Source organism: Jiangella aurantiaca (assembly GCF_004349105.1).
Lineage (GTDB): Bacteria > Actinomycetota > Actinomycetes > Jiangellales > Jiangellaceae > Jiangella > Jiangella aurantiaca.
Window position 1 is genome coordinate 43021 of record NZ_SMLB01000029.1, and the last position, 13631, is coordinate 56651.

Below are 13631 nucleotides of genomic sequence, written 5' to 3' on the forward strand. Positions count from 1 at the left end.
TGGACGGCCGGGCATGGGTAGGTGGATACTGTCACCATGACGACGCCGGACTACTGGGCGCCCACCGACCCGCTGGGCGAGGCGCTGCACCAGATGCGTATGAACGGCGCGTTCTACAGCCGTTCGGAGCTGACCGCCCCGTGGGGCATGACGATGCCGGCGATGCCCGGCCACATCTGGTTCCACATCGTGACGTCGGGACCGGCCTGGCTGCAGCCAGAGGACGGCACGCCGCGGCCGTTGCTCCCGGGCGAGCTGGCGCTGGTCCCGCACGGCCGCGGGCACCGGATCCTCGGCGCGCCCGGAGTGCCGGCGCCGAACGTCATGGACCTCGAGCGCGAGGCCGTCAGCGACCGGTACGAGCTCATCCGCTACGGCGGTGGCGGCGACCCGACCACGCTGATCTGCGGCGCCGTCCGCTTCGACCACCCGGCCGCGCGCAAGCTCGTCGAGGCCCTCCCCGAGACCATCCACGTCGAGGTCGGCGGCTCGCCGCAGCAGGAGTGGATGCACAGCACGCTGCGGCTGATGGCTGTCGAGGCGCAGCAGCTGCGTCCCGGCGGCGAAGAGGTGATCACCCGGCTCGGCGACATCCTGGTGATCCAGGCGATCCGTGCCTGGATCGAGACCGACCGCGCGGCGCGCACCGGCTGGCTCGGCGCCCTGCACGACGAGCAGATCGGCCGGGCGATCTCACTGATCCACAAGCAGCCCGACCGCGACTGGTCGGTGGCGAGTCTCGCCGCCGAATCGGCGATGTCGCGCTCGGCGTTCGCCGACCGCTTCACCAAGGTGGTCGGGGAGCCGGTCATGCAATACCTGACGACCTGGCGGATGAACCTCGCGCTGGACGCGCTGCGGTCCGAGCACGCGACGGCCGCCCAACTCGCCCGGCGCCTGGGGTACCGCTCCGAGGCCGCCTTCGCCCGCGCCTTCAAACGCGTCGTCGGCCTCCCTCCCGGCGCCGTCAAACGCGGTACTGCTCCGACAACGTCCTGACATGGGAAACCCGGCCCACGAAGGGGCCGGGCGGTATGTGTCGCGCCGCCGGCCCCTGCCCGGGCAACGGGGTCAGACCGGCCGATCCTGATCCGGGCGTGTTGACATGTGTGCCAACAGTTGGCGTCCTTGTCAACACGTCGCACCGACAGACCAGCCCGCCGGGGCACGGAAGCGAGTCCCTTGCGACCGGCATCGTCGGGACAGCCTGCCCGCGTGCGGCTACGGCTTGACCACCCGGTAGCGCAGCACCGTCCCGGCGGCCTCGACCAGCTCGAGGTCGACGCGCTCGCGGCCGGGGCCGCCGTAGAGCCGGACGCCGTCGCCGAGCAGCAGCGGCGCGATGTGCACGAGCAGCTCGTCGACCAGCCCCGCCTCGACGCACTGCAGGGCGACGTCGGCGCCGAGCACGAGCAGGTCGCGGTCGCCGGCCGCCGCCAGCGCCGTCGACACCGCCGCGGTGATGTCGCCGGAGAGGAAGGTCCGTGACGTGACGGGGTCGGACTCCGGCGGGTGTGTCGTCAGCACGAACTCCGGGCCGGACCACGCGCCCTCGAACGCCTCACCGCTGCCCTTGCCGGCGTCGCGCTGCCCGACGTCGTAGGTGTGGCGGCCGCAGAGGATCGCGCCGATCCGCGGCACCACCTCGGCCGATGCCTCCGGCGGCGCCGGCTGCTCGAACACCCAGTCCATGTCGTGCTCCGGCCCGGCGATGAAGCCGTCGACCGACATCGTCACGTGCCACAGCACCATTGCCATGGAGCGAATCTATCGAGGCGGTGCCAGCGGGTGGCACACTGACGGCCATGGCGTACGACGAGGGCCTCGCCGGCCGGATCCGCGAGATCGTCGGCGACCGGCTGGACGTCGCCGAGAAGCGGATGTTTGGCGGCCTCGCGTTCCTGGTCAACGGCAACATGGCGGTGGGCGTGCACCACGACGACCTGATGGTGCGGCTGCCGGCCGAGGAGCATGCCGCCGCGCTCGACGAGCCGGGCGCCCGGGTCTTCGACATGACCGGCCGCCCGATGAAGGGCTGGCTCGTCATCGACGCGGCGGCGCTGGCCGAGGACGACGACCTGCGCCGCTGGGTGGAGCGCAGCGTGGCGTTCGCGGATTCGCTGCCGCCGAAGTGACCGGTCACCAGACCGGTTCCGGCCGCCCGTCCCCGACGCCGCGCAGCCGATCCCTGTGCGCGACCACCCGCCTGAGGATCTCGCCCATGACATCGGGGAACCGCGGGTCGCGCAGGAACTTCGTGTGCACGAAGACCGCCCGGTCGACGACCCGCGCCGACGTCTCGTAGGACAGCGGCACGCCGTCGGCCCACTGCTTCCACGCCGGGTCCCGATGCGTCGGCGTGAAGCCGGCCTCGGCCCACACGCCCTCGGCGGCCAGCGTCACGCGCAGATCCTTCGGGGTCAGCCCCAGCTCTGCTTCGAGGGCATCGGTGCAGGACAGGTAGAGCGCGAAGAACGGCGGGTACTCGGCGTCCGGCGGCGGGTTCCAGAGCACGGGGACCGGGAACAGGCCGGGATCGGCGATCAGCTCGCGGATCAGCCGCCGGTTCTCCCGCATCCGCAGCCGGGCGTGCAGCGCGCGCAGCCACTGCACGAGCAGCAGCGCCGCCGGCTGCTCCCCCATCCGCTGGTTGCCGGCCATCATCCCAGCCACCTCGGCGAACGGGATCGGGTCGAGCCGGCCCGGCCCGGTACCGCAGTCGGTGTCGGCGCGCAACAGGGCGGCCAGCTCCGGGTCGTCAGTCAGCGTCAGGCCGCCCTCGCACGACGGCGCCGCCTTGCCGCCGCCCTGGCCGGAGAGCGACGCCGTCGGAGCACCCGGTCCGTCGAACCGGGCCGCGCCGCCGAGCGCGTTGTCGTGGTGGACGACGACGTCGTACCGGCGGCCGAGCTCGGCGAACCGGTCGATGGCGCCGAAGTTGCCGTACATGGTCGCGGGCACGACGGCCAGCACCCGGTCGGCGTGCTCGGCCAGGTAGGCCGCGGTGACCTCCTCGTCCATCGTCGCGTCCGGCTTGGCCGGGATCGGCACCAACCGCGGCGCGCGGTCCAGCTGAGCAGCCACTCCCAGCGTGACGCCGTGGTGGGCTGACGCGTGCGTGAGGTCGGCGACCAGCACCTGGTCGCGGCCGCGGGCCCAGGCCCCGCCGCGGGCGAACAGCTGCGCCCGCAGTCCGCTCGCGATGGCCAGCGTGCCGTTGGGCTGGCCGACGCCGTACCGGTGGCCGGTGGTGTCGGCGACGACCTGCTCGAGCACCGCCCGCCACTTCGCCGGGTGGTTCGCGTAGCCGACCCACTGCCCGCCGTCGGTGACCTCGGTGAGGATCGCGCTCTCGACGGCGCCGGTGTCCGGCCAGACCGGGTCGGTGTCCGGCGTGATCACTGGTTCGCCGCCCAGCACGGCGGGCAGCGCGACGGTGCTCATCGGCCACCTCCCGCCGCGAACAGGTCGTGGCCCGGCGCGTACCGTTCCAGCGCGTCGTCGTCGAGCCGCAACCCGAGTCCCGGCGACGACGGCACGGGCAGCAGTCCGTCGGCGTCCAACCGGAAGCCGTCCGCCGCCAGCTCGTCGATGTAGGCCGACCCGGTCTTGTACTCCACCAGCTCGGTGCCGGGCAGTGCCGCCGCGAGGTGCAGGTCGGCGGCCAGGCCGACGGCGGTGTTCCAGCCGTGCGGGATGAACCCGACGCCGAACTCCGCGGCCAGCCAGGCCACCCGGCGCGACTCCGACAGCCCGCCGCCCTTGGTGGTGTCCGGCTGGACGATGTCGAACGCGCCGGCGGTGAGGAACCGGTGGAAGTCCTGCCGCCGGGTCAGCACCTCGCCTCCGGAGATCGGCACCCGCGACCGCCGCCGCAGCTCGGCGAAGCCGTCGACGTCGTCGGGGCGCAGCGCCTCCTCGAACCAGGCGACCTCGTGAGCGGCCAGCATGTCGGCGGTCCGCGCGGCCCAGGAGAGCCCGCGCGCCCAGAACGCGTCGGACCCGCCGGCGTCGACGGCCAGCAGCGCGTCCGGCCCGACGGTCTCCCGCGCGGCGCGCACGATCTCCTCGTCGACGGCGTCGCTCACCCGGCCGAACGAGCCCCAGCCGATCTTGAACGCGCTGAACCCGAGCGCCACCAGCCGGGCGAGATCGTCCTTCAGGAGCGGCGGGTCGTCCATCAGCACCGACGCGTACGGCCGGACCCGCTCGCGGTACCGCCCGCCCAGCAGCGTGCTGACCGGCAGCCCGGTGACCTGGCCGAGGATGTCCCACAGCGCGATGTCGATGCCGCTGACGGCGTGTGTGACCGCGCCGCCGCGGCCGAGCCAGAACGTGTTCTCGTGCAGGACCTGGCTGACCCGGTCCGGCTCGCGCGGGTCGGCCCCGACGCACAGCGGCCGCAGCGTCTCCAGCGCCGCCCGGACCAGCGACTCGCTGGAGAACACGCTGCCGACGCCCACCACGCCGGCGTCGGTGTGCACCGCGACCAGCGTGTGGACGGTGTCGTCCGGGTCCAGCTCGCGCGCCCAGCCGCCCTTCGGGGTCGCGCCGCGCAGCCCGGCCGCCCTGATGTCAGTGATCCGCATGGTCACTCTCCACGTCGATGACGACCGCCTCGTCGGCGGCCAGCGCGAACTCCGTCCCGGACACCCGTCGCGCCGTCGGGTCCGTCGTCGACACCAGCACCCGGCCGGTCATCGAGACCGGTATCGTCGCCGGCCGGTGGGTCAGGTTGAGCAGCACGAGCTTGCGGTCGCTCCCCGCGGTGCGGGTGTACGCGAGCACCGCTTCGGTGCCGCCGGCGAACGTGATCGACCCCCGGCGCAGCGCCGGCGACGCGTGCCGCAGCCGGGTCAGCGCCCGGTACAGCCGCAGCATCGACGCCGGATCGCGCAGCTGTGCCGCCACGTTGAGCGTCGCGACCTCACGCGACACCGGCAGCCACAACGCGGACTCGGCCGCCGGCGAGAACCCGCCGTTCACGCCGTCCGTCCACGGCATCGGGGTACGCGACGGGTCGCGGCTCACCCCGCCATGGGTGCGGGCGAAGTAGTCGCGCTGCCGTTCCACCGGCACCGGCTGGTCGGTCATGCCCAACTCGTCGGCGTAGAGCAGGCACGGCGTCGCGGCCAGCGTGATCAGCAGCACGGCGGCCACCCGCGCCTGCGCGGGACCGAGCCGGGTCGCCAGCCGCGCGCGGTCGTGGTTGCCCAACGCGACGATCGGCCAGGCGCCGTCCGGCAGCGCTGCGTACAGCCCTTCGAGCTCCGAGCGCAGCAGGTCGGCCCGCCAGTGCGTCTCCAGCAGCCGGAACGGGAACGGCAGGTGCATGCCGGCGGCGTAGTACTCGGCCCAGTCGGACCACGGCATCGCCTCGATCTCCGCGATCGTCACCCTCCCTCCCGGGTACTCCTCGGCGACGGCCCGGATCTCGGCCAGCGCGGCGAAGGTGTCCGGGTGCCGCCGGTCGTGGACGTGCAGCTGGGTGCCGAAGTCGGGGTGTTGCAGGTCGAACTCGTTGTGGTTGCCGCCGGGCGCCTCCGGGTTGTCACGGAACTCCGGGTCCTTCATGAGCATGTGCGCGACGTCGATGCGCACGCCGTCGGCGCCCCGGTCCAGCCAGAACCGCAACACGTCCAGCAGCGCCGCCCTGACCTCCGGGTTGCGCCAGTTGAGATCCGGCTGCTCGACGAGGTGCGAGTGCAGGTAGTACTGCCCGGTCGGCTCGTCGTACTCCCACACCGAGCCGCCGGCCTCGCTGGTCCAGTTGTTCGGTACGCCGCCGCCGGGCGCCGGGTCGCGCCAGACGTACCAGTCGCGCTTCGGGTCGTCGTGTGACGACCGCGACGCGACGAACCACGGGTGCTGGTCGGACGTGTGGTTCGGGATGTAGTCGACGATCACCCTGATGCCGCGCTCGTGCGCCGCGGCGACCAGCCGGTCGAACGTCGCCAGCGTCCCGAACACCGGCTCGACGTCGAGGTAGTCGGAGACGTCGAAGCCCTGGTCGAGCAGCGGCGACCGGTAGAACGGCCCGGTCCAGACCGCGTCCACGCCGAGGTCGTGCAGGTAGTCCAGGCTCTCGATCAGCCCCTCCAGGTCGCCGATGCCGTCGCCGGACCCGTCGCGGAAGCTGGGCAGATGGCACTCGTAGACGACGGCGCCGCGCCACCAGTCCTCGTCCGCGCCGGCGTGCAGCAGCCCAGCCGCACGCATTCCCGCCGCCACCAGGTCGTCCTCGATGTCCGGCCGGAACGGCAGGTGACAGGCGATGATCGGCACCTCGTAGGCCGGGTACGGGTCGGCCGGCGCCTCGTACGCGTCATGCGTCGGCGCGTATCCGAGCCAGCCGTTCGTCGTCGACAGCACCAGGCAATGCTCGCCCAGCGCCTCCCGCAGCCGGCGTTTGATGCCGTGGAAGACCTCGACGTTGTAGCCGAGCAGGGTCAGCGGGCCCAGCCGCAGCGCGTGTACCCAGAGCGGCCGGCGCACGTCCCGGCCCGCCTCCAGGGCGGCGACGGTCCGGCGCAGCGACACGTACGTCACCCCGGCCTGTGGGTCGGCGTCCATCGCCGCGTACGCCTCGTCGCGGCGCTTGCGCAGCTCGTCGACGTCGTGCGGCGCCAGCTCGTACGGGATCTCCCGCTTGACGACGGCGACGGCGACGGCCTCCGCGTCGGCGGCGAGCGGTGCGGCCGACGCCAGGCCCGTCGCGACGGCGTCGGCGAACCGGCCGGCGTACAGCTCCAGCGCGCGCATCGACTCCTCCGCCGGGCCGTGCGCGTAGAGCGGGTTGAGGTCGCCGAGCGCGCCCTGCAGGAACACCCCGGTCGCGCCGGGATGCGCCGCTTCGAGGATCCGCAGCGCCTCGCCGGGGAAGTCGCCGTGCACCGCGGACGTCTCCTCGCAGCAGATCACCGGATGGCAGGAATACGACGCGACGAACCCGGCCAGCGCGCCGTCGTGGTCGACCCGCAGCACGTGCACCCCAGGGTCGAGCAGCGACGGGTCGGGCTCGGTCCAGGTGCCGTCCAGCGCCCTGGCGTTGGTCAGCCCGCGGCGCGGCAGCATGCGGTTGTGCGCGAACCGGTCCAGCGGGACGACGGCGTGCCGCACCGTCGCCGGCGCCAGCGCGGCGATCGCCTCGACGCAGGACCGGGCGATCAGCTCGGGCAGCCGGGCGACGTAAAGCTCGTCGGGCGCGCCCCAGCCGACGTTCTCGACTGTGGCCGGGCCGGAGTGGTTGTGGGTGGCGTGGACGACGACCTCGTCCGGCCGCCAGCCGGTCGCGTCGGCCACCCGCGCGGACACGTCGTCGACCACGTCCGCGGCGACGCCCAGCAGGTCGCAGCTCACCAGCACCCAGCGGCCACCGCCGGCGCCCGTCACCGCGACGGCCCGGGCGTACAGCGGGGCGTGCACCGACGTGGCCCGGCGGCGCAGGAACGGGCCGAAGCCGGCCAGCTCGACGCCCAGCGGCGAGGTGAGGTCCGTCCGGCCGAAGCCGATCCGCAACGTCATGTGTCAGGTCATCCTTTCGAGACACCGGCCAGCAGGCCGCGGACGAAGTGCCGTTGCAGGGCGACGAAGACGGCCATCGGCACCAGCACGGACAGCACGGCGGCGGACGTGAGGATCTCCCAGCCGTCGCCGCGCGAGGCGACCAGCTGCGACACCGCGACAGTCATCGGCGCGACGTCGCGGAAGCCGCCGAGGAAGATCAGCGCGACCAGCAGGTCGTTCCACGTCCACACGAAGTCGAATATCGCCAGCGCGGCCAGCGCCGGCCGGGCGACCGGCAGCACGATCGAGAAGAAGATCTGGCCGCGGCTGGCGCCGTCCATCTCGGCCGCCTCGAACAGCTCGCGCGGTATCGCGGCGAAGAAGTTGTGCAGCAGGTAGACGGCGAACGGCAGCCCGAAGCCCAGGTGCACCAGCCAGATGCCGAGGAAGCTGCCGGTGAGGTCCAGTGCGTTGAACACGCGCAGCAGCGGCACCAGCGTGATCTGGATCGGCACGATGATCAGCGCGACGATGGTCAGCAGCACCGCGCTGCGCAGCCGGAACCGCATGCCGGCCAGCGCGTATGCCGCGGCCGCGCCGAGCGCCACCGTCAGCACCGTGGCCGGCACCACCACCGCCAGGCTGTTGAACAGGCTCAGGGCCATGCCGTCGCGGTCGAGCACGCGCCGGTAGTTCTCCAGCGTGTAGTCGCCGGGCAGCGCGAACGACTCCCACCAGCCCGACGACAGCACCGCCCACGACGGCCGGAACGCGCTGATCACCAGGCCGAACAGCGGGACCGCCCAGATCACGGCGACACCGGCCACGACCAGGTGCACCGGGATCCGCCGCCACCACGCCGGCCGCACGCGCACCGCTTCCGCCGTCATGCCGCCCCGCTCTCGCGGCGGAACTGCCGCACGTTGAAGACCATGATCGGCACGACGGTGAGCATGAGGATCGTCGCGACCGCGCCGGCCAGTCCGTTGTCCTTGGCCGTGAACAGCGCCCGGTACATCACCGTCGACAGCACGTCGGTGCCGTAGTTGCCGTTGGTCATCACGTAGACGATGTCGAACGCCTTGAGCGCGGTCACCGTCATCGTCGTCGCCACGACCACCACCGTGGGCATCAGGAACGGCAGCGTGACGTGCCGGAACGCCGTCCATTCCGACGCTCCGTCCAGCCGCGCCGCCTCCAGCAGCTCGTCCGGCACCGAGCGCAGCGCCGCGTCGAAGATCACCATCGCGAACCCGGCCTGGGTCCACAGCGTCGCGCCGATCAGCGCGTAGTTGTTCGTCGCGGCGTCGACGATCCACGCGACCGGCTCGCCGCCCAGCGCCGTCACGACGGCGTTCAGCGTCGCCGTCTGTGCGGCGCCGGACGGCTGGTAGTCGTACATGAAGCTCCAGATCACCCCCGCCGCGACGGCCGAGATCGCGATCGGCAGGAACAGCGCGGCCTTCACCAGCGCCCCGTACCGGACCCGTTCGGCCAGCACCGCGATGGCCAGCCCGGCCAGCACCGCGAGCGACGGCAGCAGCATCACCCAGAGCACGGTGTTGCGCAGCGCGATGCGCGTGACCTCGTCGGACAGCGTCTGCGCGTAGTTGGCGAACCCCGCGAACCCGCCGTCGGCGCCGACGAAGCTCCACCCGACGGTGACGACGGCCGGGAAGGCGAGCGCCAGCAGCACCATCGCGACGGCCGGGCCGGCGAACAGCCACGGAACCAGCCGCCGGTACGCCCCGTGCGGCAGCGCTGCGAGCGCCCGGTCGCCGAGGCGCAGGTAGGCCCAGCCGGCGACGACGACCACCGCCGTCGCCGCCAGCGTGAGGACGATGCGGTCGGCGATCATCGGGCCTGGGCGTCCTCGATGCCCTGCAGGATCGCGTCGAGCTCGCCCGGATTCTGCGCGAACGTCAGCCCGGACTGCCAGAACGCGTCCACCTCCGACTGCGGCATCAGCGAGTTGCCCAGCGGGTACGTCGCCTCAGCCGAGGTCAGCACCTCGTTGGCGCGGCGCAGGAACGGGTCCTCGTAGGCCTCGGCCGGCACGGTGACGTTCGGCGAGAGCCAGCGGCCGGTCGCTGCGATCAGCGTGCCGGCCTCGGTGGAGGCGAGGTAGCGGGTCAGCGCAGCCGACTGCGGCGTCTCGTTGATCATGCCGAGGATCTCGCCGGAGATGGATCGGATGCCGGGGTGCTCCGGGCTGAAGTCCGGCGCGGGGAAGAAGTCGAGGTCCTCGCCCGGCTCCAGGTCCGGGAACGCGTCGGTGATGATGCCGCCCATGAACGTCGCCTGCTGGTGCAGGTAGCAGCCCGGCTCGGGGGCGAACATCGGGTTGGCCGCCTGGGAGAAGTCGGTGCTGAGCACTGTCGTCGTCCCGCCGTAGACCATGCCGTCGGCGATCATCTCGCCGTACGTCTCGTAGGCCAGCCTCACCTGCGGCGACGTCCACGGCTCGGTGCCGTCGCGCCAGGCGCGATGGAACTCCGGACCGGCCTGACGGAGCAGGATCTCGTCGATGAAGTCCGCGGCCGGCCAGCCGCTGGCGGCGCCGCTCTCCAGCCCGACGCACCACGGCGTCTCGCCGGCCGCCGCCTTCTCGCGGGCCCAGGCCTGCAGCTCGTCCCAGCTCTCCGGCTCGGTGGGTCCGTCGTAGCGCTGCGGGTCGTACCAGATCAGCCCGCCCAGGTTGACGGTGTTGTACAGGCCGAACAGCGCGCCGCCGGCGGTGCCGGTCTCGAGCATGCTGGCCGGGTAGTTCGCGGCGAGCACGTCCGCGTCGACGATGTCGTTGAGGTCGACCAGCGCGCCCTGCTCGGCCAGCGCCGCCATCTCGCCGATGGCCGGCGTCGCGACGAGGTCGGGCGGGTTGCCGCCGTCGATCCGGGTCTGCAGGACGGCGGCGAAGTCGCGGGTGCCCTCGTAGCGCACCTCGACGCCGGTGACCTCCTCGAACGGCGCGACCACGCTGAGGAACGCGTCGAGCTCCTCGCCGCCCAGCACGCCGAGCATCGTCACGCTGCCGCCGAGCTGCTCGCCGCCGGCGGCCGCGAGCGCGGCGTCCTCGGCGGCGGCCACCGCGGCGTCGTCGGCGGCGGGCTCCTCCGGGCGGGTGGACTCACTGGTGCTGCACGCGGCCAGCGCGGTGACGACGGCACCCGCCGCGACCAGCGCGGTCCCACGATGACGCAGGTTCATGGTCGGCTCCTCGGTTTCGTCGGGATGACCGGTGGGTTCGTAGTGCGGGACCGTATCAGGGTCGACGGCCGATTGTCGACAGTCGCTCATATGCTCTAGGATCATGGCCATGCACGCCATGAAATGTTCGAGGTGCCTATGAGCAGGCTGGGCTTGCGACGGGTTCCGAGCCTGTCGCGGCGCGAGCACGTCGCCGAGATCCTGCGCGAGGCGATCACCAGCGGCCGGCTCAAGCCCGGCGACCGGCTGGTCGAGCTCGACCTCGCCGCCGAGCTGGGCACCAGCCGGGCTCCGATCCGCGAGGCACTGCGCCAGCTCGAACAGGAGGGGCTGGTCGCGTCCTATCCGTATCGCGGCAGCGAGGTACTCGGCGTTTCACAGGACGAGGTCGAGCAGGTGCTGGTGCCGATCCGCATCACTCTGGAACGGTTTGCCTTCGACAAGGCGCTGGACAAGCTGACCGACGACGACCTGGCGGAGTTGCAGCGGCTGGTCGACGACATGCTGGTCGCCGCGTCGGCCGGCGAGGCCGAGCGGCTGGCCGACCTCGACATCCGGTTCCACGAGCTGGTCATCACCCGCTCCGAGCAGCGGCACTGCCTGCAGATGTGGAAGACGATCCAGCCGCGGGTGCGCGCGTACTTCCGCCGCGACGCCCCGGCGCACGCCGACACCGCCGACGTCGCCCGGCAGCACCAGGAACTGCTCGACGTCATCCGCGGCGGCGACCGCGACGCCGTCCTCGACGCCGTCGAGCGGCACATCCACATCCACCTGGCGCCGGGCGGGGCGGGCGGCGGCGATGTGGGCTGAGACCGTCGCCGTCACCGGGGCCGGGTCCGGCATCGGGCGGGCGGTGCTGCTGGCGGCCGCCGCGCGCGGGGCGCGAGTGGCGGCGTTGGACGTGGACGAGGCCGCGGCGTCGGCGGCGGCGTTGGCCGCGCTGGAGCTGGGGGCGTCCGAGGCGGTGCCCGTGGCGTGCGACGTGTCGTCGGAGCCGTCTGTGGTAACCGCGTTCGACGCGGTGGCGGCGGCGGTCGGCGACCCGGGCGCGGTCTTCGCCAACGCCGGCATCGAGGTCAACGCGCCGGTCCACTCGTTCCCGGTGTCGTCCTGGGAGCGGGTCGTGGCCGTGAACCTGGTCGGGGTGTTCCTGACCTGCCGCGAGGCGCTGCGACGGCTGGTCGCGACCGGGCGCGGCGGCTCGGTCGTCTGCACGTCGTCGCCGGCGGCGTTCGTCGGGCACTCCGGCGGCGGCAACAGCGCCTACGCCGCGTCGAAGGGCGGTGTGTCGGCGTTCGTCCGGTCGGCGGCGCTCGACTACGCACCGCACGGCATCCGCGTCAACGCCGTCGTGCCCGGGGCCACCGACACCGCCATGCTGACAGCGGGGGTTGCTTCGGGCGCGCGGGACGCCGAGCTGGACCGGATCCGGGCCGCGGCAACGACGCAGATCCCGCTCGGGCGGCTCGGCCGGCCCGACGAGGTGGCCGCGGCCGTGCTGTGGCTGCTGTCCGAGGAGTCGTCGTACGTGACCGGGTCGCACCTGGTCTGCGACGGCGGGCTCATGGCGAAGAGCGCCAACGACTTCTGAGGAGGATTCGCGTGGTGTCGTCGATCGGTTCGACGGTGTGGGTGGTCGCCGACGGGTACATCCCGCCGGGCAGTAGCGGTGACGATCCAGCGCTGGCCAGTCACGAGAGCGTCTGCATCCTCAACACCGGGCCGGCCGACGCGACGGTCGAGCTGTGGGTGTACTTCACCGACCGCGAGCCGGACGGGCCGCACGTCTTGCCCGTGCCGGCGCAGCGGGCCCTCCACCAGCAGCTCGGTGCGCTCGGCGTCCCGGCGGGCGTCGACTACAGCGTCGTGCTGTACAGCGACATGCCGGTCGTGGTGCAGCACACCCGGCTGGACTCGCGGCAGGCGGCCAACGCCCTGATGTCGACCATCGCCTACCCGGCGCGGTGAGGGGTTCGATGGTGGCGACCAGACGGAGTGAGCTGACCGGGCCGCGGACGTCGGAGGTCCGCTCCGTGGAGCTGCGTGATCCGGGGTACGGCGAGGTGCTGATCCAGGTGCTGGTCAGCGGCGTGTGCGCCAGCGAGGTGGCGGAGTGGACGGCCGGGCCCGCGGCGCCGGACTCTGCGCTGGCGCTGGGGCACGAACCGGTGGGCGAGGTCGCCGCCGTCGGCCCCGGGATCGCGGCGGTGCGCGTGGGCGACATCGTCACCGGCCGGGTCGACGCGTCGTTCGCCGACCACACCATCGGCGACGTCCGCGACCTGGTCGTCGTGCCGCCCGGTGTCGAGCCGGCCGAGGCGCTCGGAGAGCCGCTTGGCTGCGTCGTCGAGGCGCTGCGCCGCACCCGGCTCGACACCGGCGACCGTGTCGCCGTCGTCGGGACCGGGTTCATGGGGCTGGTGCTGCTGCAGCTGTTGCGGCACGCCGGCACGCGCCAGGTGGTCGCGATCGATCCGCGGCCGGACGCACGCGAGCAGGCGCTGATCCACGGCGCCGACGCCGCGGCGTCGCCGGGCGAGATGGGATCCCCCGCCGTCGGCGACTTCGACGTCGTCGTCGAGGCGTCCGGCACCGCGCCGGGCCTCGACCTCGCGACGACGCTGGTGCGGCCGCACGGCGTGCTGTCGATCATGGGCTACCACCAGGGCCCGCGCTCCGTCGACCTGCACACCTGGAACTGGAAGGCCATCGACGTCGTCAACGCCCACGTCCGCGACCGCGACCGCCTGCGTGACAGCGTCCGGCGCGGCATCGACCTGGTCGCCGCCGGCCGCATCGATGTCGGTGCGCTGATCACCCACCGCTTCGGGCTGGAGGAGGTCGACGCCGCCTTCGAGGCACTGGTCGCCAAGGAGCCCGGCTTCGTCAAGGCCGCCATCGTCTGGTGACACGCC

13 protein-coding genes are annotated in these 13631 nt (G+C 72.8%); 6 read left to right on the plus strand and 7 right to left on the minus strand.

The annotated features are described in order from the left end of the window. Nucleotides 1–36 precede the first annotated feature (36 nt). A complete protein-coding gene (locus E1262_RS19235) occupies nt 37–999 on the plus strand; it encodes an AraC family transcriptional regulator (protein ID WP_132104751.1) in 963 nt (320 codons plus the stop codon). A gap of 222 nt (nt 1000–1221) precedes the next feature. Here E1262_RS19235 and E1262_RS19240 read toward each other — a convergent pair whose 3' ends face one another. Next, on the minus strand, nt 1222–1758 hold the full coding sequence (locus tag E1262_RS19240; RefSeq protein ID WP_132104752.1) for a dihydrofolate reductase family protein: 537 nt from the start codon (nt 1756–1758) through the stop codon (nt 1222–1224). Between the two features lie 47 nt (nt 1759–1805). On the opposite strand from E1262_RS19240, the gene E1262_RS19245 reads away from it, so the two are divergent. After that, a complete protein-coding gene (locus E1262_RS19245) occupies nt 1806–2135 on the plus strand; it encodes a TfoX/Sxy family protein (protein ID WP_132104753.1) in 330 nt (109 codons plus the stop codon). Nucleotides 2136–2139: 4 nt separating this feature from the next. On the opposite strand, the gene E1262_RS19250 is transcribed toward E1262_RS19245, so the two are convergent. From E1262_RS19250 to E1262_RS19275, 6 genes are read right to left on the minus strand one after another with little or no spacing between them, the layout of a single operon-like run. Then, nucleotides 2140–3444 (minus strand): DegT/DnrJ/EryC1/StrS family aminotransferase, encoded by a 1305-nt coding sequence (locus E1262_RS19250; RefSeq protein ID WP_132104754.1) that lies wholly within the window; start codon nt 3442–3444, stop codon nt 2140–2142. After that, a complete protein-coding gene (locus E1262_RS19255; RefSeq protein ID WP_132104755.1) occupies nt 3441–4589 on the minus strand; it encodes a mandelate racemase/muconate lactonizing enzyme family protein in 1149 nt (382 codons plus the stop codon). Before E1262_RS19255 ends, E1262_RS19250 begins: the two co-directional genes overlap by 4 nt. Further along, nucleotides 4576–7524 (minus strand): neutral/alkaline non-lysosomal ceramidase N-terminal domain-containing protein, encoded by a 2949-nt coding sequence (locus tag E1262_RS19260; RefSeq protein ID WP_132104756.1) that lies wholly within the window; start codon nt 7522–7524, stop codon nt 4576–4578. The genes E1262_RS19255 and E1262_RS19260 overlap by 14 nt, the downstream gene beginning before the upstream one ends. Before the next feature lie 8 nt (nt 7525–7532). After that, nucleotides 7533–8396 carry a carbohydrate ABC transporter permease gene (locus E1262_RS19265; RefSeq protein WP_132104757.1) on the minus strand — a complete coding sequence of 288 codons (864 nt, stop codon included), beginning with the start codon at nt 8394–8396 and terminating at the stop codon, nt 7533–7535. After that, entirely contained in the window at nt 8393–9364 is a 972-nt protein-coding gene (locus E1262_RS19270) for a carbohydrate ABC transporter permease (RefSeq protein WP_132104758.1), read from the minus strand. Before E1262_RS19270 ends, E1262_RS19265 begins: the two co-directional genes overlap by 4 nt. After that, the gene (locus tag E1262_RS19275; protein WP_162605995.1) at nt 9361–10713 is read right to left on the minus strand and encodes an ABC transporter substrate-binding protein; all 1353 of its coding nucleotides are present in this window, start codon (nt 10711–10713) and stop codon (nt 9361–9363) included. Before E1262_RS19275 ends, E1262_RS19270 begins: the two co-directional genes overlap by 4 nt. A 138-nt stretch (nt 10714–10851) precedes the next feature. On the opposite strand from E1262_RS19275, the gene E1262_RS19280 reads away from it, so the two are divergent. The 4 genes from E1262_RS19280 to E1262_RS19295 are packed head-to-tail and all read left to right on the plus strand — an operon-like array spanning nt 10852 to nt 13625. Continuing rightward, entirely contained in the window at nt 10852–11526 is a 675-nt protein-coding gene (locus E1262_RS19280) for a GntR family transcriptional regulator (protein WP_132104760.1), read from the plus strand. Next, nucleotides 11516–12307, plus strand: coding sequence for an SDR family NAD(P)-dependent oxidoreductase (locus E1262_RS19285; protein ID WP_132104761.1), 792 nt, complete (start codon nt 11516–11518; stop codon nt 12305–12307). Before E1262_RS19280 ends, E1262_RS19285 begins: the two co-directional genes overlap by 11 nt. An 11-nt stretch (nt 12308–12318) precedes the next feature. Next, a complete protein-coding gene (locus tag E1262_RS19290; protein ID WP_203454053.1) occupies nt 12319–12684 on the plus strand; it encodes a sensory rhodopsin transducer in 366 nt (121 codons plus the stop codon). 8 nt (nt 12685–12692) lie between these two features. Beyond that, nucleotides 12693–13625 carry a zinc-binding dehydrogenase gene (locus E1262_RS19295; protein ID WP_132104762.1) on the plus strand — a complete coding sequence of 311 codons (933 nt, stop codon included), beginning with the start codon at nt 12693–12695 and terminating at the stop codon, nt 13623–13625. The last annotated feature ends 6 nt before the right edge of the window (nt 13626–13631 follow it).